The organism is Candidatus Giovannonibacteria bacterium (assembly GCA_016432405.1).
Lineage (GTDB): Bacteria > Patescibacteriota > Minisyncoccia > UBA11713 > 2-01-FULL-45-33 > MFHE01.
Genome location: CP066687.1, coordinates 605162 through 629251 on the forward strand (window position 1 = coordinate 605162; position 24090 = coordinate 629251).

Genomic DNA, 24090 nt, shown 5'->3' on the forward strand with positions numbered 1-24090 from the left:
GGGGCTACTGCAAAAAAGCTATGCGCGGCAGCTCAACTTTTCCGTTCGCCACCTCTTCGGGAAGAGCGACTGAAGCAGTCAAAACCTGTTCGTTTTTGTAGATTACTTCAATCTTGGAAGATTCCCTCAACTTTAGATCGGCGCGGAGCATGGCGTCTCTCCGAAACATATCTTCTATTAAAAGAATCCGCTCCCAGGGATATTTTCCGTAATCGTAAAACATTTCTATTTTTTCCGCGCCTGTTTGCTGGATGCCGCTCCATGACCCTTTTCTGCCGGAAACTTTTCTTCGCACTAATTTTAGAAGACTGTCGTGCAAAAAATTAATCTGGAACTCCGGACCTTCCAAAACTATGGCCGGCCAAGAATCAAACACATCTACCGGCGACAAAACGACGACGGGGCTTCCGGGAAAAACATCTTTGAGCACAACGCGCTGGTCATCGGCAAAACCTAAAAATGGCCTTGAAGCAAATATTCCGCGTTTTCTGTTTTTAAAAAGCTCGTCCAAATACGTTTTGTCAAAAGCCATATTATGCCCCCTTCAATCTCCAAAATCTAATTATGAAACTATCACATGTAATAAAAAATAAAAAGGGTTGGTGATAACGCCAACCCATTACACAGCTCAAGAAAAAGCAAAAGAGAAATGGAGCTGCCTGTTTTCCTCAAGGCACCAAGATTCAGGTATATCCTGTTGGGATTCCCCCAAATCATAAAAATGAGGCAGCCACCTTTCTATAAGTTCTCGCAATGGATCGTCCTCTGCTAAATCATCGGCCTCTATCCCACCTCCATTAAGCGCCTCCTCCAGTTGATCTTGAAATTTGCCATAGTGTATGCACATATCAAACTCTTCTTCGTCAATTGCATCGGTTAGAAGACGCCAATCTCCATCGCAGCGGAGGCATAATTTAAAATCTAAAAATCCGTTCCAAAATCTGCCTTTCCAATATATATACTTCTGGCCCGGCGCTATCGCCTCGTGGCACTCGCCGCATTCATGTTCTTTTCTGGCTGTCCTTGTTTTAATATCGTAAAATTCCGGCGGATCGCACCCATTACACATATACATATAAAGGTTCCTCCTATACAAAGTATACAATTCCCATATTTGCAAGTAAACATCAATGGCAAAAAAGGAGTATTATAAGTATAAGCGCTATGGAGAAAATAAGGGAAAATGAGGACGAAATTTTGGTAAAAAAGGCCCAGGAGAGCCCCGAGGCCTATGAAGCGCTTTACAAAAAATACGGCAAGCGCGTTTACGATTATTTCTGGTACCGCGCGGGACGGATAAAAGAAGTAGCCGAGGACTTGGCGCAGGAAACTTTTATAAAAGCGTTCCAAAAACTCCCAAAATTCCGCCTGCGCGCCTATTCCTATTTTTCCTATCTTAAAACCGTCGCCCACAATACGCTCGTAAAATATTATAAAAAACCGAAAGACGTATCGCTTGAGAGTCTGGACGGGGAAATTGCGGGCGAGTCGCCAATTACCAAGCTTGAGGAAGCCGGGGAAGCGAGGATTCTTTTGGAAAACATGGCCCGCCTCCCCAAATCGGAGAAAAAGATAATGCTTTTAAGATACGGGTGGGAGCTTTCAATAAAAGAAATAGCCCAAAAGACCGGCAAGAGCGAAAACGCGGTAAAGCTGGTCATTTCGCGGGCTAGGAAGAAAATTGCCGGAAAAATCGGGAATAAATGACACCTTTTCGCCCCCCGGGGGTTATATATAGTGAAGACCTGCAAATTAACAATTTAATACGAACCGTAAATAAAAAGCGCCCAACCGGACACTTTATCATGTGAGATTCGCATCCCGCTCGCCTAAGGGGAAAACTGGCCTGTCGGCTTAAGCATCCTTCAAGGCAAAAAACAAACGCACAAACCCTCCAATTTTCATACACCCATCGGAGGGTTTTTGAGTTTTAGAGAATTACTCTATGCGAGCGGTGTTTTAATCATTGATATTATTGAATCAATTTGCTCTCTCAATGTTTTATCTCTAGTTATTCCATCACTGATTTTCTCAAAAGCATAAAGCACAGTCGTATGATCCAGCCCAAATATCCTTCCAATGGAAGGGAAAGATAAACCTATCATCGTTCGAATAAGATACATGGCGATTTGTCTTGCATGGGCAATTGTGCCTTTTCGTGTCCTTTTCTTTATTTCTACCAAGCTAAGATTGTAGAATTGAGCAACCGACGCAACAATTTTTTTAGCAGTGAAATTTATTTCTTTCTCTCTTTCTTTAATATAATCTCTTGGATCTTCATCAGAGTAATAGTACTCACCATATTTTTTAGCAAGAGCTTTGTTAACTATTTGGCGAACGCGCTCCCGAGTAATCTCAAATCTTTGCGCAATCTCTTCCAAAGTGTGCGGTCTTTGATCATTAAGACCAAATCGCATTTCAACCATTTGTTTTTCTCGGTCCTCCATTCCCTCAACAAGGTCTTTATCGCCAAGAGTTTGTCCCTGTTTTGCTTCTTCAAGTTGTTTTTCTCGTCTTGTTTCCCATGCCAACGGCTCTTCCACAAAATGGTCATAAATTCCTGGCCCAACCTCAAACTTCTTTTGAGCAATGTATACAGGGATATCGATAGCAGGTCCGTAATTTTGTGGAATAGCACCTTTTTGATAAGCTTCCGGGATCATTGCTCCTAGCGATTCGCTTAAAATAAGCTCCGCCAAATATAGTTGCGCTTCACGAGATTTCTCTACATCGCGCTTTTGTGGATTATCCCCAAAATAATATCTGTTGATGGGGTGATTCGAGTTGATAAGTATAAAGCCCTGAGTGGGACTTCCTAGCATTGGGTCGTAAGTGGTCTGTAGATGTTTTGGCACCCCATCATCAAAGTCCCAATCCTTAAATTTACCAGTCGGGCCGGTTGGCGAAGGTTTGATGCGATCCTTAATATCTATCCGGCATTGCGCCGAATAATCCTCAAAATTTGCCTTAACAATACCAGATTCATCATTCTTTTTGCCCACAAAAGGCACTTCAATTTTTGCCACTTGACTTGTGCTACGCATTCGGCGCGGCACCACGACCCATCTGTATTTTAGGGCTATTGAGTTGTTGGAACTTGAAAGAGAGATTTTTTTGCCGATCTTTATAACATTCAAATCAACATAAAGATTCAATGTGCTTTCTCTATTCGCTGTAGTTCTTATGTAATCTGGACTAAAAACAATACCGTTTTCTGGATACACTATCTCCTCGGACACAATAGAAACCACCACCGAAGCGCTACGTTTTCCACTTTTTGCTTCTAATGTATCGGCAGTCCTCGCATTCGCACCAGTAACAATGATGGTCTTCACGAGGATGTCATTGCTATCCTCCGGTGCGTCGTGGACCTCAATTGTAGTCGGCGAAAAACCTATTTTACCTCTTGAAGATTTAAGAGATATTTTAGAACTGGGCTTGATAATTCGGGTATCAATGAATAGTTGTAGGCCATAGCGCCTTCCTGCAGTGATAGTTATGTTACTCCTAGCAAACTCAATACCTCCAACAGGGCGCGCCTTTTTCTTTATACGGATAACGCCGTTTGTATCTTCCCCAGTAAGTTGAGCATACAACTTGTTAAGTTCTTCAAGGGCCTTACGGTGATTCTCTTTTGTTATTTCGGAAACACCCTCGTCGGACCTTCTACGTCTTTCTTCATTGAGAATTGGGTATAACCAATCTTTCACTTCTAAGGCAAGTTTTTTGTAGAAGTCATGTTGGGTATTAAATCCATCCCGAGAATCGGAAAGTATCGCTTCGGGATGTTTCGGATCATTGATTTTATTGAGAATGATTTCTCTTGCTCCAGTCAGTTTCATGAAGCCGAAAAATTTGTCTGCACCCGGTAAGCTATCCCAACCGAAAAATGTTTGGGCGTATACGGCTTCTTTATTATCATGAACCAACAAGCCGTTTTCTCTTTCGTCTCCGACGATTTGAAGCGGCGTAGAAGATTTGTACAGTTCAACATCAATTTTCACGGGGTTATATTTCTCGAATTGCAAAGTAAATTCCTTATGCTCAACCAAATCACCCTTCGGAAATTGATATCTAATAACACTTTTTTTAGTGCCTTTCTGGTCCTTGTAAATTAACTGGACCGAGCGTCTATCACTTGAGTTGATAAGGCGAAGCATGAAGAAAACACCCACCTTTTTTATTAAGTTGTCATAGTCGTGTATGGTGGTATTATCAAGTACAAATTCGGCAACCGTTCCATGTTTGCTGTTTATACCCCATTCCTTAGCTAGTTTTTCTGCTAGCTCTTTTTGTTTTTCAACACTAATAAATGGTCTTTCTTTTTTCCAGTAGAAGTTGCAAATGGAGGCTTCGCCGTCCTTGACAGATTTTATTTTCCCCTCGCGGTGGTAGAAAAGGACATCCGAAATACCTTGGCCAAAAATTCCTCTCGAACTAAAGCCTTCATAGGCCCCGCTCTTTGCTGCTCCATATTCTTTAAATTTCTCCTCTAGTTCAGCGGTAGTCATTCCTTGGGCATGGTCTGTTATACGGACTAATCTTTTCGTCTTATCAATAAAAATAGTAATCGGGAACACCTCTCCGCCATCGTCTTGGCTCGATTCAATTATTTTCCTGTAGCTATCATCGGAATTGGTAATTGGTTCTGTTAGGGTTTTCAGCAAGCTTTTCCCGACAGCATCCGAAAATTGCCGTTTTATATACCGTGAAGCATATTGTACTGCGATTTCGGTCATATCAGTTTAAAAAAGTAGGTTGCTAAACTTTTTCTCAAGCCAAGACAAAAATTCCAACACCTCTTTATCTTTTGTCGTTGTGGCAGAAACTTTAAGTCGTTTCAAGTGTTCAGCCAAAAGCTGCTTTGGCGTATATGGTGCAGCTTTCAAGAAAGCAAAAAATTCATAATTATTGACTTCCTCATTTGCGAACCACTTCTTAAAAGCTTCTGATACTCGTATTTCTCGTATATCATCACCGGGGGACTTTCCTCTTGATTTGCTAACTATAATGGGCTTGCGGTCCTTTCTCGGTAAAGGATTCTTCAGTGAACCGGAAACTTGTTTTGCCATTTCGCGTCCCAAGTCAGTCAGATGAAAGCCGTTTTCAATATTACCTGTTGCCCAATGTTTTCTCTTTTGGTCAGTCAAGCGCCGTAGTGCTTTACTGATTCGGTTAGTATCTGGATATTGAATAAAGTTAGCCATTGAAAACTTTCTAGGAAACAATCTGAATAAACCGACAGCAATAAAATCAAAATAGAGGGGTATCTTCTTTCCTTCAAGCGCGTAAAGCGTATAAACCACTAGACGGTCTAAATCAAAACTATCGTAGTTCACGAAAGGAAAATGTTTTACCCCAAGCAACACCCTTTTTATATTTATACCGTTTTGATTTTTCATAATTTAAATTCTTTATTTTTAGGAAAGTGAAATTTTGCTTTGGTCTCGCGGACTCGGCGCTCAATTTCGGAAAATATTTTGTTCACCTCTTCTTCGGTGTATTCATACGCACTTCTGTTAGAACAATTACCTAAAACTTTAAGTCTTTGAAGGACTGAATTTGTTCTTTGCGTCCCTAAGCGCTTAAACCTTTCCCGTTTTTGCTCACGATTATTGTCCATAGCTATTATTATAGCTTATTGTATAAATACTCACAATAGTTATAAGGATAGTCCACCCTTATTAAAAAGTCAATACCCCCTACTGTGGATAAGATTCTTAACCAAAAACCCCTCCCGCAATGCGGGAGGGGTTTTGAGTTTTAAAAAATCCTTTTATGCGAGCGGCTGTGGTTTTCACTTTTTGGGCCAGGATGGATTCGAACCATCGCTCCCCGTCTTATAAGGACGGTGCTTTAAACCGCTAAGCTACTGGCCCTTTTTGAAAAATAATCGCGAATAACTTCTAGACCCATAAAAATCCTTTTTGCCAACTTAGCATCTCCAATTATAACATTACAAGTGCCATGGCCGAATCCCCCTTTATAAGTTAAAGAACTGCGTTTAGTTTTCTTGATATAAGGTTTTGTAAACTGCGAGAAAGGAATTTTAAGTTCTTCGGACCAAAATTTAATCTCTCCCCGAACATTCATATCTTCATAAAGATGCAATTTAATTCGCAGCTTGTTTTTTGGGACATTTAAGATTTTCGTAAGCCAATGTATAAATATTTTTAAAATTGCAGGATCAGTATTTGATAATGAAAGTTCATACTCCTTTGTTTTACCTCCCTCTCCAAGATATAGAAATAGTCCGCCTATAAATATTTCTTGTTGAGATAGAGGTAAAATTATATTTTTTTCCTTAATATATATTTCCCTTAAAATGTTCTCTCGTTTTCTCCGGCGAGTTTCAATGTAATGTTCTATCCTCGCTTGATTCCAATCCCTTAATTCCCGAATCCTTTTCACAGACAAAGGATGGTTTCTAAGCCAGTAGCTAAGGGTGGATTTGCTCACTCCCAACACTTTCTTAATTTGGGCGTAGCTTTGTCCTAATTTGCGTAAACGCAGGGCTTTTTGCCTTTCTTTTATTTTCGCCATAAATAAAACGAACCTGTAAATATTGTTTACATTATATCATAATAAAGGTTCGTAAAAAAACAGCTTATCTTACGCGACTCCGTGGGCGCGGGTGAATTTGGCAAACTCGTCTCTCTCCACGGTTTCCTCTTTTATGAGTTTATGGGCCAGGGCGTCCAAGGCGTTTTTGTGCCTGGCCAAAACATCCTTGGCGCGCTTTTTCGCGTTTTGCATAAGCCGCGAGACCTCTTTGTCTATCAAAGTCGCCAAGGTTTCGGAGTAATCACGCTCCGCGCTAAAATCTTTTCCTAAAAACACGTACTCTTCGCGGCCGCCGAAAGCCAATGGGCCAACTTTCTCCGACATTCCGTATTTGGTAACCAAGGCCCGCGCGAGGTCGGTAGCTTTTTTAAGGTCGTCGTGCGGTCCGGTGGTAATCTCCCCAAACACAAGCTCCTCGGCGACAAACCCGCCCAGAGAAATTGCGAGCTCCGAAAGAAAATGTTTTTTTGAATAAAGATGGCGGTCCTCAATCGGAAGCTTCAGTGTAAAGCCGGCCGCGCGGCCGCGGGAAATTATGGAAATCTTATGCACCGGGTCGGCCTCAGGCGAAGCCGCCGCAACCAAAGCGTGGCCGGCCTCGTGGTAGGCGGATATCTCCTTTTCCTTTTCGGAAAGCACATGGCTCTTTCGCTCCGGCCCCAAAAGCACTTTCTCTATTGAGTTTATGAGGTCCATCTGGGTAATTTGCTTTCTGGATTCGCGCGCCGCCAAAATCGCCGCCTCGTTCACCAGATTCGCCAAATCCGCGCCGGAAAAACCCGGCGTTCGCTCGGCGATTCTCCGCATGTTCACCTCTTCGGCGAGCGGCTTTTTGCGGGAATGAATTTTTAAAATCTCCTCGCGGTCGTTAATGTCCGGCAAATCCAAAATCACCCGGCGGTCAAACCTTCCCGGGCGAAGCAGCGCCGGGTCCAAAACATCCGGCCGGTTGGTGGCCGCCATGACTATCACCGACTCGTTTGTTTCAAAGCCGTCCAATTCCACCAAAATCTGGTTTAATGTCTGCTCCCTTTCGTCATGCCCGCCTCCCAAGCCCGCTCCGCGGTGGCGCCCTACAGCGTCAATCTCGTCCACAAATATGATAGAAGGCGCTGATTTTTTCGCCATCTTAAAAAGATCTCTGACTCTGGAAGCCCCCACGCCCACGAACATCTCAACGAATTCCGAGGCGGACATATGGAAAAATGGCACACTCGCCTCCCCGGCCACGGCCTTGGCCAGCATGGTTTTCCCGGTTCCCGGCGCGCCCATCAAAAGCACCCCCTTGGGAATCCGTGCGCCGATGTCTATGAATTTTTTGGGAGAGCGCAGAAAATCAACTATCTCCACAAGTTCCTCTTTTGCCTCTTTGGCGCCCGCGACGTCTTTGAATAAAACCCTCTCTTTTAAATTATTGGGTTGGATTATCCGCGCGCGGGACTGCCCGAAAGTGAACGCCTGGATGTTCGCCCGCTGGACCTGGCGCGCCGTCATCCAAAAAAAAGCCACAATCAAAAGAAACGGCAAAATGAAAGGCAAAAGGACTCCCAGCCAGTAAAGAAGCCCGCTGGGATTTTGGACATCAATTGAAACCTGGCGCAGTTTTTCCTCCGAGACGCCGTAGTTTTTGAATGTCTCCGAAAGAGCGGCCTCGTTTTCTTTTTTTGAGCGGAGCTCGGAGTCGTCTTTTAAGGTTACATCCAAATCCGAATCCCGGACGACGATTTTCGCGACCTCGCCCGCGTTGATTTTTGCCACCAGCTCGGAGAGGGAAATTTCCCTGACCTCTCGGAACATTCCGGCAAAAGAAGTATATAAAAACGCCAGCATCATAAGTATCAAAAGCGCGCCTACGATATTTTTTGACAAGAGTTGCATAGATTTACATTTTAGTATGAAAATTATTAAAAGTCAAAGGCCCCCGTCTCGTTTGAGCGGGGGCCGAAAGCCATCACAGCTTTCCAGCCGCAAAAGCGGCTAAGACTCGGAATTGGCCAGGCGAGAGGCGGCGGGACCCTGCTTCTTTTTTTTCAGAAACTCGCGGATGCGCGTGTTCACGTCATCCAGTACTCTCAAGCTCTTGCAAAGCGCCACCCCCTGCTCGTTTGCTCCCCAGTACCAATGGTCGCAGAGTTGGCGATGGTGATCCGGGCAGTTCTTAACAGTCCAGGACACGGCGGCATTGCTGAAAGATTGATGCTTATCCGACCATTCCTTAAGCTGCTGCGCCGGGACACACTCCATCCACCCGTCCTTCTCAACGAACCGGTAGAGATGCCTCGCATAGCCGTCTTTGAGCTCGTTTATGGTCTTATCGCTGATCTCTCCGCCGGCCTTGAGTTGCTGAAGCGCATCATTGCCTTTCTGAACCAGCGCTTTAACTTCCTCGTGGACCCTGCGGAATTTCAGAAGCTTCGCCGCGAAGGGGTTTTTTTTGTCCTCCTCGCTAGCTTTTTGCATCATCTCTTTCAATTGCGCTGCCTTGGCGCGCAGTGTCATGATTGGAGGCGTGTCCTCAAAGATGTCCAGAAATGTGTTATTTTCCGTCATCTTTTTGATACGCGCTTCCACCTGCGCGAGCTTCTCGGCGGCCGCACGGTAAACATTTTCCCCTTTTTCAATGGCCTCCATTTGCTTGGCGACGCCCTCAACGAACGCGGCATTGGAGCGCTCGATGGCGTCATTGTCCAAGTCCTTCATCAGGGCCTCCACATCGTTCACATCCATACCGCCATTGCTCGCCGCCTTCAATTCTCCAATCTCTCGCAGACTGCCCACAGTTTGGGGCTTTTTATTATTTTTCATAGCCGCTCCTTCTTGGCCTATCGGCCGGTTTTTGGGCGCAAAGCGCCCGCCACTGAAATAAAGCATTTTTGACCGCTACGCTGCAGACATTCAACCCAACTCTTAACGCGCCTAAAAACGCCTCCTTTCCGAGTATATATTAGGTTGTAAATCCTAGCCCATTATAGTCCAAAACAAATATTTTGTCAATAGGGGGTATTGACTTATAATGTGTTTGGGTGTATAATGGGGGCAGAGTCGGATAGGCTCAAAATTTACAAAGGAGGTGGCCAATGGCCATTGCGGAAAGAATAAAGGTGATAGTAAGATGGTTCAACAGTAAGAGGGGTTATGGTTTGGGTGATGGGGCTAACGAAAAGGTGTATATTCTACACTTTTCCCAGATCGCTTCTCACGGAACTGGGTTCAGAAGTTTGGACCCAGGCGAAGAAGTTGAAATCACGCCAGTGCTTTCAGGCGACCCGACCAAGGGGCCGAGAGCGGAAGACGTCAGAAGAATCACGAAAAAGCTCAAACCTCTTTCCAGCAAGGCGCCCGAGTATCGTTTTGAAAAAACGCGGCGCTTTCTGGAATTGACCGTGGGTTGGGATAACAACATTGTTTTCCCAAATCCACTGGGCGGCTGCGACAGGGATTACGTCTCCGGCAATGTTGAGGCATTTTACCTCGGCGCGCCGGGATACTACAGAGAGCTTCCGCCGCTTTCTGTTGAGCTCCAAAAAACTATGGTTCGTGGGAACACAGCCATAGTTGGAGTGAACGAAGACGGCGGGGTTTTGCCGAGACGGTTTCTCTACGACTTCCGCCCGGGGCACTTTGTTCTTGCGGTTACGGTAGATGGTGGAAAAGTATATGCGGAGGCAAAGCAAATAAGCTTCCGCATGCAAAACAGCACCAATTCCATCGCTCCGCAAGACCATGGCGTCTGGGTCGTCGCGGATACCGTGTTCAAAAAGGTCTTTGAGGGCCTGCCGGACACGGAGAATGAGTACGAGCTCAAAATGGCAATTCGGGACCAGATACCCGACCCCGAAAACTTTGAAACCAAAAAAAGGAATACGAGTATGAAAGTTTTCGGGAAAGCCATAGCCCAATGCATTTTAGAGCTCAAGCCAGACCCGGTCGTAGCCCAAGCCGCCCAAGCCACCGCCTAATCCAACCACTTCCGCAATCCGCCAACTGGCGGAGCGGGAAAGAAAAAAGGGGAACGCATCGTCGTTCCCCTTTGCCATTTCTAGATGCCCCAAGTTGGATTCAAGGTTTTGATGCGCGGCTGCTCTTCCCCTTTTGGATAGGCAGTATAAGCCAGGATTGCGCCGGTTTCAACCGTTTTTTTATCAATCACCTGTCTCCAAGTAAACGGGATTGTATGTTCTGGCTTGGCGCAGTCTTTCGGGCATTTTAGCTCCACATCGTGGAGCGTTCCTGTTCCGGTTTTCCAATCAAAATAGCGAACTTCACCTTTTCCTCTTAGCATATATTTCTCCTTCTTCCGAAAATCTGTTTTCATTATACTCCTTTCATTTTATTTGTCAAACAATATTTTTTGTGCTTATATAAATCTTATGGCGGAAAATATTAATGAAATTAAAATCGGGGGCGCCGGATATCCGGAGGCGCTAAAGGAGATTCCCTTTCCGCCCAAAAAAATTTCCATTTGGTCTTCTAACGGCCGACTCCCTGCTTCTAACTTCTATATTTCTATAGTAGGCACGCGGCGCTCATCCGCTTACGGGGAAGAAATTTTAAGAAAAATCCTCGCTGGCCTCGCGCCCTACGGCTTCGCAACCGTTTCGGGGATGGCTACCGGGATTGACACAATAGTCGCCAAAGCAAGTTTGGAAAATAAAATGCCGACGATTGCCGTCTTGGGCTCCGGCATGGCACGTGAAGTATTTTATCCGTCAAAAAACTGGGCGCTCGCCGAGCGTATTGTGGAGGAAGGCGGCGCGATTCTTTCCGAATACGAGCACGATATGAAAGCGACGCTTTGGAGCTTCCCGCAGAGAAACCGGATTATCTCCGGCCTCTCCTCGGCAACGCTGGTCGTGGAGGCGCCGGAAAAAAGCGGGGCGCTGATTACGGCGAAGTTCGCCTTGGACCAAAACCGCGATGTTCTTGCCATCCCCGGCTCGGCTTTTTCTACAAACTCCTCCGGCACGAACAAGCTTATAAAACAAGGCGCGGCGCTTGTTGAATCGGCGGAGGATGTTTTGCGGGCTTACGGGATTGAGGAAGTAGAACGTCCGACGTCCGATCGGACGTCGGACGTCCAAAGATTGGATTTATCTCCGGAGGAAAATAAAATTTTAGAAATTTTGCTGGAGCCGCTGGATATTGACTCTTTAATCAGAAAGAGTAAAATGCCCTCTCATACCGCGCAGTCCGTAATCGGACTTCTGGAAATCCGCGGTATCATTAAAAAACTCGGCAACGAATACGTAAGAACATAAAGATGAAGCTTGTAATTGTTGAATCGCCAACTAAAGCAAAGACGATTTCCCAATTTCTTGGGAAAGATTCCGCCACGGCGGGCGAGTTTGTTATTGAATCAAGCTACGGGCATGTGCGCGATCTGCCGAAGTCGCAGCTCGGAGTGGACGTGGAAAATAATTTCCAGCCGAAATACATTGTCCCCTTAAAAGCCAGAAAAAACGTAAGCGCTTTAAAGAAAAAAGCGGCTAAAGCCGAAAAAATAATTCTGGCGACGGATGAAGATCGCGAAGGCGAAGCCATCGCCTGGCATCTGCTCTCCGCCTTGGGGCTGGAAGACCGCCCCGAGGATAACATTCTGCGGATAGTTTTTCATGAAATAACTAAAAAGGCGATAGAAAAAGCGCTGAAAAATCCGCGCGATATAGACATGCACATGGTCAACGCCCAGCAGGCGCGGAGGATCTTGGACCGGCTGGTGGGCTACAAGCTTTCTCCGTTTTTGTGGCAAAAAGTGGCCCGGGGGCTTTCAGCGGGGAGAGTGCAGTCCGTTGCCGTGCGGCTGATAGTTGAGCGCGAAGCAGAGATTGATGCGTTTAAAAAAGAAGAATATTGGACGATTGAAGGAATTTTTTCCGCCAAAGGCGGATCCGCCTCCAGCGGAAAAAAAGACGACAATTCTTTTAAGGGTGAACTTTATAAGATTGGCGAGAAAGTGCTGGAAAAATTTGACATAAAAAACGAAACTGAAGCCAAAAAAATCTTGGATAAGTTGGAGGGAAAAAATGCCGAAGTTATTTCCGTGGAAAAAAGCGCGGAAGAGCGCCACGTCCCGCCGCCCTTTACCACCTCAACTCTGCAGCAGGCGGCTTTTCAACGGCTCCGAATGTCCGCCAAAGAAACCATGCGCAACGCCCAGCGCCTCTACGAGGAGGGCTACATAACTTACATGCGCACGGATTCGCTGAATCTTTCGCAGGAATCGCTCTCTGAAGCCGCCGGCTGGATTAAAGAAAACCTCGGCGGCAAATATTTATTACCGAAGCCGAGGATTTTTAAAACCAAATCAAAATCCGCCCAGGAAGCGCACGAAGCCATCCGCCCCACGGACCCTTCCCGCAGGCCGGAAGATTTAAAAAAATCCACCGACCCGAGAGAAGCAAGGTTATACGAGCTTATCTGGCGGAGATTCATTTCCTCACAGCTCCCCAGCGCAGTTTTGGAAAACACGAAAGCAGATATTGATATTGACGGCCATACTTTCCGCGCAAACGGCACGCGGCTTGTCTTTGACGGATTTTTAAAAATTTATCAGATGAAGTTTTCGGAAAATATCCTTCCGGAGCTTAGAGAAAAAGAAGGATTGAAAACTGAATCAATCGCGCCGATTCAGCACTTTACCGAGCCGCCGCCCAGATTCAACGAAGCGAGCTTGGTAAAAGCATTGGAGAAAAACGGCATAGGCCGACCATCAACCTACGCGCCGACCATAGCCACAATCCAAGACCGCGGATACGTGGAAAAGGACGAGCAAAGGCGGCTCCGCCCGACCGAAACCGGGAAAATTGTAAACGCGATGCTGGTGGAAAACTTTCCGGAAATAGTGGACATCAGCTTTACGGCAAAAATGGAAGAGGGGCTGGACGAGATTGCGGAAGGGCGCAGAGAATGGCCACCGGTCATCCGCGAATTTTACGAGCCGTTTTCAAAACACCTTGAAACAAAATATGAAAGCGTGGATTCCCAAAAAATTGAGGAAAAAACTGACGAGAGCTGCCCGAATTGCGGCAAACCAATAGTCATAAAACGCGGAAGGTTTGGAAGATTCATGGCCTGCTCCGGCTTCCCGGAATGCAAAACGACAAAAAAACTACCGGAGCCGGCCCTCAATATAAAATGTCCGAAGTGTCTTGAGGGCGACGTCGTCCGCCGCCGCGGCAAAAAAAACGGGCGCTATTTCTTCGGCTGCTCTAGGTGGCCCGCCTGCGACTTCGTTTCCTGGACACTACCCGGCAGGGAAAAGAAAGAGTAAACCCCCACACCAAAATTTTTAACATGCCGCAATAGTATGGTTGTAGATTCTTTGGTGTGGGGGTAAAGTAAGAACACAATGGAGTGGGAGGAATACGAAAAAAAACTGCGCGAATTGGGGTATAAAGATGAAGCTATAAGCATTATCAAATCCGCTTTCGCTTACGCCGCGAAAATACACGCCGATGAGAAGCGCGCCTCCGGCGACCCTTATATCACCCACCCCATGGCGGTGTCCTTAAACGTCGCCAAAATTAAAATGGACGCCCCGACCGTCGCCGCCGCGCTTCTTCACGACATCGTTGAAAATAAAGGGATAAAGCCGGAAGAACTAAAAAAGCAATTTGGAGAAGAAATTGCTTTTTTAGTTGACGCCCTGACAAAAGCCGAGCGCGTGCAATACAGGGGGGTTGAGCGCGCGGTGGAATCTTTGCGCAAAATGTTTTTGGCGCTAGCCCAAGACATACGCGTGGTCATAATCAAGCTCATGGACCGGCTCCACAACATGGAAACGCTTAGATTTCTTCCTTTGGAAAAACAGCGCCGCATAGCGATGGAAACCTTGGAGCTCTACGCCCCGCTTGCGGACCGCTTGGGCATCTGGGAAGTGAAAGCAAGATTGGAGGATTTGGCTTTCTCTTACGTTTATCCGGAAGAATACAAATGGCTGATGTTTCAAATTAAAAATAGACGGGAAGAAGACGAAAAGTATCTGGAAAAATTGAAGCCCACCGTGGAGTCGGAGCTCAAAAAAGAGAACGTAAACGCCGTGCGCGTCACCTGCCGGGCGAAGCATTTCTACAGCATCTGGAAAAAACTCATAAAACACGAAATGAATTTTGACAGAATTTTGGATTTGGTTTCAATGAGGATAATTTTGCGAAATAGCGAAGATTGCTACCGGGCGCTTGGAATAATACATAAACTCTGGAAACCGATGCCCGGAAGAATTAAAGATTACATCGCGCTCCCCAAATCCAACGGCTACCGAAGCATCCACACTACGGTTTTCGGGCCGGAAGAAAAAAAGGTTGACATTCAGATAAGAACCGCGGAGATGGACGATGAAGCGGAGCACGGCATCGCCGCGCACTGGTTTTACGAAGAGCAAGGCAAAAAATCGGTCACGAAAAAATTGGGAGATAAAAGATTTTCCTGGGTCAGCCAGTTGCAGGAATGGCAAAAAGCGCATGCCAACGCGCCGTCAGCCGAAGCGCTCGCGGCGCTTAAAATTGATTTTTTCAAAGACAGGATATTCGTTTTCACTCCGAAAGGCGACGTCGCAGACCTGCCGGAAGGAGCTACGCCGATAGATTTTGCCTACCATATCCACTCGGAAATCGGCGACCATATGTCGGGGGCAAAAGTGAACGGCAAGCTGGTCCATTTTTCGCACCAGCTTAAATCCGGCGACCGGGTAGAGATTCTCACCCAAAAAAATAAAAGGCCGACTTCCGACTGGCTAGAATTTGCCAAAACGTCGATGGCTAAAAACCATATAAGATCCGCCCTAAGAAAACTCGGCGTAATGGAGCCGGTGAAGAAAAAATTACCGCTTCTGGAAGCGGTTGTCACAGCCAAGGACCGGCTGGGTCTGTTGAAAGATTTGTCCGCGGCATTCGCGCGGCTCGGCATAAATATAGTCGGAGTGAAAATTGACCCAAAAAATAAAGCGTATCCTAAAACGTTGTTTCATTTTCACCCCAAAGCCGGCGTGCCGAATTCCAGATTACTCACCGCGCTCCGGCAAATCAAAAGTGTTGAAGACGCGGCAATCAAAGAAGTTAAATAAAAGAAGCAGGCGCCGGAACTATTTTATCCGATATTGATTTAAGCTCCTCATCCGAGAAAAATTCTATATAAATCTTACCTTTAGGCCCGCGCTTTTCTATGTGCACTCTCGTGCCCAAAACACTTTCCATTCTCTCCTGAAGCGCTCTTGTTTCAGGGTCCAAAAAAGCGCGGGCCTTCTCGCGCGCAATATTTCTGGCGGCGCGCTCGGCTTCGCGCACGGACAAACTGCTCGTCAAAATGTTCTGGTAAAGCTGGTTTTGGTCGTCCGGATGGCCGGAGAGCATAAGAAGTGGCCTGGTGTGCCCCTCGCTGATTTTACCCGCGGCAACCGCTTCCTGCATCGCCTCCGGCAACTGGAGAAGCCGCAAGGTGTTTGCGACAACCTCCCTGCTTTTGCCGATTCTCTCCGCCACGTCTGCTTGGCGCAGTCCGAATTGTTCAATAAGCCGCTTGAAGGCGCGCGCTTTTTCTATCGGGTTTAAATCCGCGCGCTGGAGATTTTCCACCAAAGCAAGCTCAAGTTTAACTTTGTCCGAAGTGTCGTCCCGTATAATCGCGGGGATTTGCGGAAGGGCGATAATCCTCGCGGCGCGCAGCCGCCGCTCGCCGGCCAAAAGCTCGTATTCAACGGACAGGACTTGCCCCGTTCCCTCTCCGCTTAATTCCTTTCTGGTAACTACGATTGGCTGCAAAACGCCGTACTCGCGGATTGATTCGGCAAGTTCTTTTAAGGAACTTTCGTCAAACTCCCGCCTCGGCTGCAGTGGATTGGGCTTGATTTTATCCAGCTCTATCCAAAAAACTGATTCTTTAACTTTTGCCGGCTGATTGATTTTTTCGTCCATTATGTTTAAAATAACAAAACGAAGAAATTTGTAAATACGCGCGCCTAGGTGGCGGAATCGGTATACGCGAAGGTCTCAAAAACCTTTGGGCGCAAGCCCTTGGGAGTTCGAGTCTCCCCCTAGGCATTTGGAAAAGAGATTAAGCAAAAATAAAAAATTAAAAGCATACGTTGTAGGCCTAGCTCTTGGCGACGGCAATCTTTCCAATCCCAATGGACGGGCTGTAAGATTGCGTATAACTTGCGACAAGAAATACCCAAACCTTATACAGAATATTTATAGTTCTGTTCAAAAACTTTTTCCAGACAATAAAGTCGCGGTCGTTAATCATAAAAGATACATAGATATAAGTTGTTATTCCAATAAATTAGAATCTATTTTGGGATGGAAAGCTAAGGGCGGATCAAAATATAAACAAAACGTTTCTATTCCCCATTGGATAAAGCTTAATAAAATATTTGCGAGAGAATGCCTTAGAGGATTGCTTCAAACAGACGGATCTATTTATCGCGACCGCGGATATCTTATGGTAAATTTTGTAAATCACACACCGGCCTTATCAAGAGATGTTTTTTTATTGATGCAAAAATTGGGATTTAAGCCCAATATCCAGAAATTGAGAAATAAAAACGGCTCAACAAAACATACTATCAGAATATCAAAAGATACAGAAAGATTTATAAACATAATAAAGCTTTCGAAAAGCTAGAAATAAAAATAAGCATATGCTATACCAAAAACATCGGCTCGAACCATATTTTAATTTTGGGGGAAGAAAAATTTTTAATTCTTATGACTAAATCTAAAAAGCAATGGTGGAAAACTTTGTTCGATGAGAAGTATCTAAAAACATACATTGATACTGTTACTCCCGAACTCACTAAACGACAAATTCCCTTTTTACTAAAACGACTCCAACTCAAAAAGGGCGCGGAAATTTTGGATTTGGCATGTGGACACGGCAGACATGCTATCGAGTTGGCAAAGCGTGGATATAAAGTTACTGGCTTAGATTTTTCTAAGCACTTTATTGACATCGCCAAGAAAGACGCAAATGAAAAGGGTGTGAAAGTTAATTTTATCCAAGGCGATATGCGTAATCTCTCTTTCGTCAATAAATTCGACGCTATTATAAACATATTTACATCTTTCGGATATTTCGATGATGAGAGCGACAATGAACTTGTGCTTCGAAAAATTTCTCGTGCCCTTAAACCAAACGGAAAATTTTTGATTGAAATTAATAATGCTATGGGCAAATTAGCTCGCATGTCACAGGAAGGAAAAACCGATAAAAAAACCGGATTTTTGACTAATGTAAAAAAAGATAAATTATCGAATAGTCTCATAGTTACAACGAAAGATGAATTTAATCCTGCGACAATGCGATGGTCCATGACACGAACATGGAAAGAAAAAGGTAGGTTGAAAATTTACAAAACAAATGTACGTATGTTTTCTCCACCCGAATTAAATAATATGATGAAGCGAAATGACTTGCGTATTGAAAAAACGTGGGGAGATTTGCAAGGTTCTCCGTTTGGTTTTGCCGCTCGTCGTTTGGTTGTATTAGCGCGAAAATCATAGTTGTTTTTGAATTTGAATTTGCCGCCAAAGAAAAACTTGCTTGTCCGCCACAGCCCGAAGGGCGACGGCGGAAAATTGTCGGGTTTTAATTAATTCAAGTATCCTGCAAAATTCTTTAGTAAAATTTTAACCAGCCAAGCGCTTAAAATGCCGATAACCGCGCCGCCCAAAATATCCGATGTCCAATGGATGCCGGCGGCGACGCGGCTGAAGCTTATCGTAAGCGCCGCGGCGTAAAATAAAACTCCCCACCATTTTTTGTAAAAAAACACTCCGGTCGCGAGCGCGAAGAAAAACGCGGCGTGTCCCGAGGGAAAAGCTCCGCCCGGGGAATGCTGCATTAGCTGGTAAACATTGCCCAAAACTTCAAATGGCCGCGGGCGATCGTAAAAATAGCGGATGATGTCTGTAAAAATAAACCGCGCAACCAACGCCGCGGCGAAAGAATGAATTATCATCAATAACTCCCGTTTTTTATCGCGCCCTAAAACGTAAAACGCCAAAATTCCAACGCCCACCCACCAAGGCAGATATTCCGCCATAAAAATAATTGTTGTTTCGTAAGACAAATACATAAATATATTTTAGCTTTTTTTAATCAACTCCACCAAATTCTTAAAAAGCATAGCCACTGTCAAGGGACCGACTCCGCCCGGGACCGGAGTGAAAATTGATGCCTTATCAGCGACTTTTTGGTTAAAATCTCCGAGCAGTTTTCCAGCAGCTTCCGATGTTCCACAGTCAATCGCTATAACTCCATCTTTTACCATTTGCGGGCCTACGAGATTCGGCTCCCCAACTCCGGAGATTATTATATCCGCGTCCGTCGTATGCAACGTCGGGTCGGCTATATTTTCGTCAATCACAGTCACTGCCGCGCCCTGATTGATTAGCCAATTCGCAGCCGGCTTGCCCACCAATCGCCCGGCGCCGATTACAACCGCTTTTTTGCTTCTCACATCAACATTATGTTTATCAAAAATATATTTAATCGCCCCGACAACCGGCGGCAAAATTTTGCTTCTGCCTGAAGAAAATAAACCAACGCTTTTTGAAGAAAGCATGTCCGGGTCTTTTCCCGGCATTATCGCGTCTAGAATATATTGGGGGTTTATTTGCTTGGGCAATGGCAGCTGCACAATCACGCCAGTATTTTCTTTAATATGCACGATTTCCGCTAATTTTTTACGCAGCTGATTTGTTGAAATAGTTTCCGGCAAATCGTAAATCCTAACGTCAATTCCAACCGCCTCGCCGAATTTCTTTTTCTGCTCCAAAAATTTTTCAGTAACTTTATCATCTCCGACTTTCACTACAGCAAGCCGTATTTTTTTATTTAACCCAAAAACTTCCGCTTTCAATTCGGCCTTAATCTCCTCCGCCAATTTTTTCCCGTCAATAATCATGGCGTCCTCAAAATATCATGCGCGCCTACCCTTCTGCTAATTTTTTTATATTATCTGGGAGCGCCGCGTAATCCTCATCAAACGACTTAGTTGTGAGGATATGCATATTATTTTTTTGATCGTATTTTGGTTTTCTTTAAATGCCCAATTAAATCTCGCGCGGAAAAAAATGGGCCAGAAACCTTTCCTTTAACTATATCTTGGTCCGCCTCCAGTTCTTTTTTTTGCCACTCCGGCGTCCAAAACCACTCTTCGCCTTTGCGTATTTGCACGGCTTTTTTAAGCATATTAAACTCTTCGTACTCCTTTTTGGGTATTAAGACAAACTCTCCCTTTTTTGGAACTGTGATTATATTGTTCACATAAATACTATATCATACCCAACAAAAAATTCAAAATATCGCGATTTATACCCCGTTTCGGCTTTTATTTCTTCAGTCAACTTTTCTCCATCAATAATCATAATTTTTCAAAATCTTATCTATTTTTTGAGCGATTTTTTTCATGTCTTCTTCTTTCATCCCTTGAGTAGTTACGGTGGCAGCGCCAATGCGGATGCCGGATGGGTCAAAGGGAGAACGGGTGTCGTAGGGAATCGTGTTTTTGTTCACGATGATTTTTTTTGCCTCCAAAAGCTCTTGCGCGGTTTTGCCGGAAAGCCCACTTGCCCAAGTGTCCACCAAAAATAAATGCGAATCCGTGCCGCCGGAAATTATCCGCCAGCCGCGCCTTTGAAGCTCGCGCGCCAAAGCTCGCGCGTTTCTCACAACTTGCCTAGCATATTTTTTAAAATTCGGGTTCATTGCTTCTTTCAGGCAAACAGCCACTGCCGCAATCTGATTTTCGTGCGGCCCGCCTTGTAAACCCGGGAAAACTGCTTTATCTATTAAATCGCTTATTGAAAACCTCCCCTTTATCCCCTCCTTGGTAATGAGGGGAGGGGGGAGGTATACATCTCTTCTTGAAAAAATTATCGCGCTTCTCGGCCCGCGCAAGGTCTTGTGCGTTGTTGTTGTAACAACATCCGCGTATTTGAATGGCGAGGGATATACTCCGCCGGCAACGAGCCCAGCGAAATGCGACATATCCACCATTAAAAGCGCTTTCACCTCGTCGCAAATTTTTCTCAATTTTTTAAAATCAATAACTTGCGAATAAGCCGTAAATCCGGCGACTATCATTTTTGGTTTCGCGCGGCGTGCCGTTCTGCGGATTTCATCGTAATCCAAAAGTTCCGTTTTTTTTGAAACGCCAAAATGAATCCAATTCCAAAGTTTTCCGGTCGCCGAAACTTTATGCCCATGCGTCAAATGCCCGCCCATTGAAAGCGACATTCCCATAATCTTCCCACCCAAAGGAACAAGTGCCAGGTATACAGCAAGATTTGCCGGCGAGCCAGAATACGGTTGGACATTAACGGACCATCCGCCGGCTGGCGGATTTAGAGATAATTTGAAAAGTTTTAGCGCCCGTTCCTTCGCCAAATTTTCAACTTTGTCTACAATTTCATTTCCGCCGTAATACCTTTTACCCGGATATCCCTCGGCATATTTGTTTGTAAAAACAGAGCCCAGCGCCCGCAAAACATCTTTTGAAACATAATTTTCAGACGCGATTAAATTAATCACGCCGCGCTGTCGTTTCTCCTCCAGTTTTATTAAGCGTTCTATCTCTTTATCTTTCATATCACAAAATTTATAAGCCGTTTTGGGACAAAAATAATTTTACTCGGCTTCTTATCGCCCAAAATAAATTTAACTTTTGCGCGAGATAAAGACAAGCGCTCTGCCTCGGCTTCCGTGATATTCACAGGCGCATCAAACTTGTCGCGTACCTTGCCGTTGATTTGGACGATCAGTTGGAAAGTGTTTTCTTGAATTAATTTCGCGTCATATTTTGGCCATTCTTCAAGATGAATAGATTTTTTATTGCCGAGCTTTGACCAAATTTCTTCAGTAAGATGCGGAGCGAAAGGAGCGAGAAGTTTGAGAAAATAATAAAATTCATTTTCAAAAACATCTCCTGTATGCTCATAACTCTCAAGCTCATACGACAAAACCATTAAATGAGAAATTGCCGTATTAAAATGGAATCCATCTATATCCTCGCTTACCTTTTTTATGGCCTTATGAATGCTTCGTTGTATTGATTTAGTAGTTTGTTCATGATCGAATGGAAGATGTTCTTTAAGCATTTCTTCTCGGCTTTTGAATTTCTTTTTACTTATCTTATCGGCTAAGGAAAGAACTTTATTATCCAAAAATCTTTTAATTCCTAGAATCCCTTGCGGATTCCAAGGATACGAGCCGGCTTCGTTATACGGGCCGATAAACGCCAAATACATCCGTACCGTGTCCGCGCCAAATTTGGCGACATATTCGTCCGGGTCAACCACGTTGCCTTTTGATTTGGACATTTTCTGTCCGTCCGGCCCTAAAATAATCCCGCGGTTTCTTCTTTCTTTGTACGGCTCATCCCCAAGCTCTTTGGGGATTAGCCCTAAATCGTACATCGCCTTATAAAAAAATCTGGAATACAAAAGATGCATAGTCGTATGCTCCGCGCCTCCGGAATATAAATCCACCGGCATCCAGTCTGCTGCCCTGAGCTTATCGAAGGGCTTCCTGCTGTTGTTTGGATCCGTATATCTCAAAAAATACCATGATGAATCAACAAAAGTATCCAGCGTATCGGTTTCGCGCTCGGCCTCGCCACCGCATTTCGGGCATTTCATTCTTAACCATTTTTCGGCTTTAGCTAAAGGAGATTTTCCTTCTCCGGTCGGCAGATAATCTTTGATTTCCGGCAATAAAACCGGCAAGTCCTTTTCCGGCGCGGCAACCGCGCCGCATTTTTCGCAATGAATTATCGGGATCGGCACTCCCCAATAACGCTGGCGCGACACAACCCAATCCCGAAGTTTGTATTGCGTTTTGATTTGTCCACCAACAAACTTTGTAATTTCCAATTTTGCTTCTTCAGAATCTAGATTAGAAAATTTACCAGAATCAATTAATTTTCCTCCGCCCAGCCAGATATAACTATCGCTTTTTAATCTCTCCCAAAACATTTCTGAATATCGAGAATCGCCAGCAACAGAACCTTTTTTCAGAAACGGCAACACATCTTTTTCATTGACCCACAAGATATCATGCTTCTTGTATTCTTCATCTGACACAACTCCTTGCGTGCCGTCAATAAGCTCCAAATACATACCATATCCAAAAACATGCTGGTTTAAGTGCTTATGTGGAGCGTAAAAATCAGAAATATTTGGCCCACCAAGATATTTTACAAAACGAACTTTTGTATATCCAGTTTCTTCTTTTATTTCCCGAATCATCGCATTTACATAATCTTCATTGGGTTCAACACCCCCAGTAATGAATCCGGTCCAACCATTTTTCCAATCAAGCATCAAATATTTATTTTCAGACCAGTGCTTAACAATTCCAACCCCAATAATTCTATTTTTAGTTTCAACTTCAGATCGCGGTTTGCTATTTTTAGTTGTGTCCAGAAAATATGGGGCGATAACATATTTCACCGGGATTTTAAACTTATTGGCAAACTCAAAATCGCGCTGGTCGTGCGCGGGGACGGCCATAATCGCGCCGGTTCCGTAACCCATAAGCACATAATCTGCGATCCAAATGGGAATTTCTTCTTGGTTTACGGGGTTAATTGCTTTGACACCCTTTAATTCAACTCCCGTCTTTTCTTTTTCTTCTTTTTGCCTTTGCAGCTGTGTCTTTTGCTTGGCTTTCTTAATATACATTTGGACTTCGTCCCAATTTTCAATTTTCAATTTCAAATTTTCAATTAAGGAATGTTCCGGCGCCAATACCATATAAGTCGCCCCGAAAAGCGTATCGGGACGAGTGGTAAAAACTTTAATTGAAAATTGAGAATTAGAAATTGAAAATTTTATCTCTGTGCCCTCCGACTTTCCTATCCAATTTTTTTGGGCTTCTTTGATTTCTTCTTTCCAGTTTAATTTTTCAAGACCAGCCAAAAGTTTTTCGGCGTAATCGGTAATTTTAAGCATCCATTGCTTCATATTTTTTTGCACAACCTCCGAGCCGCACCTTTCGCACTTTCCGCCAACTACCTGCTCGTTTGCGAGCACGGTTTTATCTTTTGGGCACCAGTTTACCGGCGTCTCCGCCTGGTACGCCAGCCCTTTTTCAAAAAGTTTTAAAAAAATCCACTGGGTCCATTTGTAATATTCAGGGTCGGAAGTAATAACTTCGCGGGCCCAATCAAAAGACGCGCCCATGGACTTAATTTGCTTCCGCATATAATCAATATTTTCATAAGTCCATTTTTTGGGGTTAATTTTCCGCTGGATGGCGGCGTTTTCCGCCGGAAGACCGAAGGCGTCAAAACCGATCGGGAATAAAACATTTTTCCCCTCCATCCTTTTTTTCCGCGCGAAAATATCCGGCACGGAAAAAGCGTACCAATGGCCGGTATGGAGATTCCCCGAAGGATATGGAAACTCTACTAAAGCATAAAAATTATCAGCTCCGTTTTTTTTGTCGGGCGTTTTATAAATCCCCGATTTTTCCCACTCCTTTTGCCATTTCTTCTCTATTTTTTTATGGTCATAGGAAGCCATATTG

At 44.7% G+C, this 24090-nt stretch carries 21 protein-coding genes, 2 tRNA genes and 1 pseudogene; 8 read left to right on the forward strand and 16 right to left on the reverse strand.

Features of this window, described 5'->3' with window-relative positions:
- Positions 1-4: 4 nt before the first annotated feature.
- Complete coding sequence (locus HYW15_03600; GenBank protein ID QQG42558.1) at positions 5-532, reverse strand: hypothetical protein; 528 nt, start codon at positions 530-532, stop codon at positions 5-7.
- 96 nt (positions 533-628) lie between these two features.
- Positions 629-1069, reverse strand: a complete 441-nt coding sequence (locus tag HYW15_03605; GenBank protein ID QQG42559.1) for a hypothetical protein — start codon at positions 1067-1069, stop codon at positions 629-631.
- Between the two features lie 95 nt (positions 1070-1164).
- On the opposite strand from HYW15_03605, the gene HYW15_03610 reads away from it, so the two are divergent.
- The gene (locus HYW15_03610) at positions 1165-1707 is read left to right on the forward strand and encodes an RNA polymerase sigma factor (protein QQG42560.1); all 543 of its coding nucleotides are present in this window, start codon (positions 1165-1167) and stop codon (positions 1705-1707) included.
- 236 nt (positions 1708-1943) lie between these two features.
- Here the strand turns inward: HYW15_03610 and HYW15_03615 are convergent, their stop codons facing one another.
- The 7 genes from HYW15_03615 to HYW15_03645 form a co-directional block, all read right to left on the reverse strand.
- The gene (locus HYW15_03615) at positions 1944-4739 is read right to left on the reverse strand and encodes a hypothetical protein (protein ID QQG42561.1); all 2796 of its coding nucleotides are present in this window, start codon (positions 4737-4739) and stop codon (positions 1944-1946) included.
- Between the two features lie 6 nt (positions 4740-4745).
- Positions 4746-5402, reverse strand: a complete 657-nt coding sequence (locus HYW15_03620) for a hypothetical protein (GenBank protein QQG42562.1) — start codon at positions 5400-5402, stop codon at positions 4746-4748.
- A complete protein-coding gene (locus tag HYW15_03625; protein ID QQG42563.1) occupies positions 5399-5623 on the reverse strand; it encodes a hypothetical protein in 225 nt (74 codons plus the stop codon). Before HYW15_03625 ends, HYW15_03620 begins: the two co-directional genes overlap by 4 nt.
- A gap of 182 nt (positions 5624-5805) precedes the next feature.
- Positions 5806-5879: transfer RNA gene (locus HYW15_03630), tRNA-Ile, on the reverse strand.
- A complete protein-coding gene (locus tag HYW15_03635) occupies positions 5857-6543 on the reverse strand; it encodes a helix-turn-helix domain-containing protein (protein QQG42564.1) in 687 nt (228 codons plus the stop codon). Before HYW15_03635 ends, HYW15_03630 begins: the two co-directional genes overlap by 23 nt.
- Positions 6544-6612: 69 nt before the next feature.
- Complete coding sequence (gene ftsH, locus HYW15_03640; GenBank protein QQG42565.1) at positions 6613-8442, reverse strand: ATP-dependent zinc metalloprotease FtsH; 1830 nt, start codon at positions 8440-8442, stop codon at positions 6613-6615.
- Between the two features lie 99 nt (positions 8443-8541).
- Positions 8542-9435, reverse strand: a complete 894-nt coding sequence (locus HYW15_03645; protein QQG42566.1) for a hypothetical protein — start codon at positions 9433-9435, stop codon at positions 8542-8544.
- Positions 9436-9641: 206 nt separating this feature from the next.
- On the opposite strand from HYW15_03645, the gene HYW15_03650 reads away from it, so the two are divergent.
- Positions 9642-10523, forward strand: coding sequence for a cold shock domain-containing protein (locus HYW15_03650; protein QQG42567.1), 882 nt, complete (start codon positions 9642-9644; stop codon positions 10521-10523).
- Between the two features lie 80 nt (positions 10524-10603).
- On the opposite strand, the gene HYW15_03655 is transcribed toward HYW15_03650, so the two are convergent.
- Positions 10604-10879, reverse strand: a complete 276-nt coding sequence (locus tag HYW15_03655; protein QQG42568.1) for a hypothetical protein — start codon at positions 10877-10879, stop codon at positions 10604-10606.
- 55 nt (positions 10880-10934) lie between these two features.
- Here HYW15_03655 and dprA point away from each other — a divergent pair, with 55 nt between their 5' ends.
- The 3 genes from dprA (at position 10935) to HYW15_03670 (ending at position 15625) form a co-directional block, all read left to right on the forward strand.
- Positions 10935-11822, forward strand: coding sequence for a DNA-protecting protein DprA (gene dprA, locus HYW15_03660; GenBank protein ID QQG42569.1), 888 nt, complete (start codon positions 10935-10937; stop codon positions 11820-11822).
- 2 nt (positions 11823-11824) lie between these two features.
- Positions 11825-13834, forward strand: a complete 2010-nt coding sequence (gene topA / locus HYW15_03665) for a type I DNA topoisomerase (protein QQG42570.1) — start codon at positions 11825-11827, stop codon at positions 13832-13834.
- A gap of 78 nt (positions 13835-13912) precedes the next feature.
- Positions 13913-15625 carry a bifunctional (p)ppGpp synthetase/guanosine-3',5'-bis(diphosphate) 3'-pyrophosphohydrolase gene (locus HYW15_03670; protein QQG42571.1) on the forward strand — a complete coding sequence of 571 codons (1713 nt, stop codon included), beginning with the start codon at positions 13913-13915 and terminating at the stop codon, positions 15623-15625.
- On the opposite strand, the gene HYW15_03675 is transcribed toward HYW15_03670, so the two are convergent.
- Complete coding sequence (locus HYW15_03675) at positions 15618-16472, reverse strand: ParB/RepB/Spo0J family partition protein (GenBank protein QQG42572.1); 855 nt, start codon at positions 16470-16472, stop codon at positions 15618-15620. The genes HYW15_03670 and HYW15_03675 overlap by 8 nt on opposite strands.
- A 42-nt stretch (positions 16473-16514) precedes the next feature.
- Here HYW15_03675 and HYW15_03680 point away from each other — a divergent pair.
- From HYW15_03680 to HYW15_03690, 3 genes are all read left to right on the forward strand, one after another.
- Positions 16515-16598 (forward strand) — tRNA-Leu (locus tag HYW15_03680).
- Between the two features lies 1 nt (position 16599).
- A complete protein-coding gene (locus HYW15_03685) occupies positions 16600-17181 on the forward strand; it encodes an LAGLIDADG family homing endonuclease (GenBank protein QQG42573.1) in 582 nt (193 codons plus the stop codon).
- A gap of 83 nt (positions 17182-17264) precedes the next feature.
- Positions 17265-18059, forward strand: coding sequence for a class I SAM-dependent methyltransferase (locus tag HYW15_03690; GenBank protein ID QQG42574.1), 795 nt, complete (start codon positions 17265-17267; stop codon positions 18057-18059).
- Between the two features lie 89 nt (positions 18060-18148).
- On the opposite strand, the gene HYW15_03695 is transcribed toward HYW15_03690, so the two are convergent.
- The 5 genes and pseudogenes from HYW15_03695 to HYW15_03715 form a co-directional block, all read right to left on the reverse strand.
- Complete coding sequence (locus HYW15_03695; GenBank protein ID QQG42575.1) at positions 18149-18634, reverse strand: phosphatase PAP2 family protein; 486 nt, start codon at positions 18632-18634, stop codon at positions 18149-18151.
- Positions 18635-18643: 9 nt separating this feature from the next.
- Entirely contained in the window at positions 18644-19465 is an 822-nt protein-coding gene (locus HYW15_03700; protein QQG42576.1) for a bifunctional 5,10-methylenetetrahydrofolate dehydrogenase/5,10-methenyltetrahydrofolate cyclohydrolase, read from the reverse strand.
- A gap of 107 nt (positions 19466-19572) precedes the next feature.
- Complete coding sequence (locus HYW15_03705) at positions 19573-19827, reverse strand: AbrB/MazE/SpoVT family DNA-binding domain-containing protein (GenBank protein ID QQG42577.1); 255 nt, start codon at positions 19825-19827, stop codon at positions 19573-19575.
- Positions 19824-21150 (reverse strand): annotated as a pseudogene (locus tag HYW15_03710) (serine hydroxymethyltransferase). Before HYW15_03710 ends, HYW15_03705 begins: the two are co-directional and overlap by 4 nt.
- Positions 21147-24086 carry a leucine--tRNA ligase gene (locus tag HYW15_03715; protein QQG42578.1) on the reverse strand — a complete coding sequence of 980 codons (2940 nt, stop codon included), beginning with the start codon at positions 24084-24086 and terminating at the stop codon, positions 21147-21149. Before HYW15_03715 ends, HYW15_03710 begins: the two are co-directional and overlap by 4 nt.
- Between the last annotated feature and the right edge of the window lie 4 nt (positions 24087-24090).

Excerpts from the sequence above, each read along its gene's own strand:
- HYW15_03600 (QQG42558.1), bottom strand. The coding sequence starts at position 532 with ATGGCTTTTGACAAAACGTATTTGGACGAGCTTTTTAAAAACAGAAAA.
- HYW15_03605 (QQG42559.1), bottom strand. The coding sequence starts at position 1,069 with ATGTGTAATGGGTGCGATCCGCCGGAATTTTACGATATTAAAACAAGG.
- HYW15_03610 (QQG42560.1), top strand. The coding sequence starts at position 1,165 with ATGGAGAAAATAAGGGAAAATGAGGACGAAATTTTGGTAAAAAAGGCC.
- HYW15_03615 (QQG42561.1), bottom strand. The coding sequence starts at position 4,739 with ATGACCGAAATCGCAGTACAATATGCTTCACGGTATATAAAACGGCAA.
- HYW15_03620 (QQG42562.1), bottom strand. The coding sequence starts at position 5,402 with ATGAAAAATCAAAACGGTATAAATATAAAAAGGGTGTTGCTTGGGGTA.
- HYW15_03625 (QQG42563.1), bottom strand. The coding sequence starts at position 5,623 with ATGGACAATAATCGTGAGCAAAAACGGGAAAGGTTTAAGCGCTTAGGG.
- HYW15_03635 (QQG42564.1), bottom strand. The coding sequence starts at position 6,543 with ATGGCGAAAATAAAAGAAAGGCAAAAAGCCCTGCGTTTACGCAAATTA.
- ftsH (QQG42565.1), bottom strand. The coding sequence starts at position 8,442 with ATGCAACTCTTGTCAAAAAATATCGTAGGCGCGCTTTTGATACTTATG.
- HYW15_03645 (QQG42566.1), bottom strand. The coding sequence starts at position 9,435 with ATGCTTTATTTCAGTGGCGGGCGCTTTGCGCCCAAAAACCGGCCGATA.
- HYW15_03650 (QQG42567.1), top strand. The coding sequence starts at position 9,642 with ATGGCCATTGCGGAAAGAATAAAGGTGATAGTAAGATGGTTCAACAGT.
- HYW15_03655 (QQG42568.1), bottom strand. The coding sequence starts at position 10,879 with ATGAAAACAGATTTTCGGAAGAAGGAGAAATATATGCTAAGAGGAAAA.
- dprA (QQG42569.1), top strand. The coding sequence starts at position 10,935 with ATGGCGGAAAATATTAATGAAATTAAAATCGGGGGCGCCGGATATCCG.
- topA (QQG42570.1), top strand. The coding sequence starts at position 11,825 with ATGAAGCTTGTAATTGTTGAATCGCCAACTAAAGCAAAGACGATTTCC.
- HYW15_03670 (QQG42571.1), top strand. The coding sequence starts at position 13,913 with ATGGAGTGGGAGGAATACGAAAAAAAACTGCGCGAATTGGGGTATAAA.
- HYW15_03675 (QQG42572.1), bottom strand. The coding sequence starts at position 16,472 with ATGGACGAAAAAATCAATCAGCCGGCAAAAGTTAAAGAATCAGTTTTT.
- HYW15_03690 (QQG42574.1), top strand. The coding sequence starts at position 17,265 with ATGACTAAATCTAAAAAGCAATGGTGGAAAACTTTGTTCGATGAGAAG.
- HYW15_03695 (QQG42575.1), bottom strand. The coding sequence starts at position 18,634 with ATGTATTTGTCTTACGAAACAACAATTATTTTTATGGCGGAATATCTG.
- HYW15_03700 (QQG42576.1), bottom strand. The coding sequence starts at position 19,465 with ATGATTATTGACGGGAAAAAATTGGCGGAGGAGATTAAGGCCGAATTG.
- HYW15_03715 (QQG42578.1), bottom strand. The coding sequence starts at position 24,086 with ATGGCTTCCTATGACCATAAAAAAATAGAGAAGAAATGGCAAAAGGAG.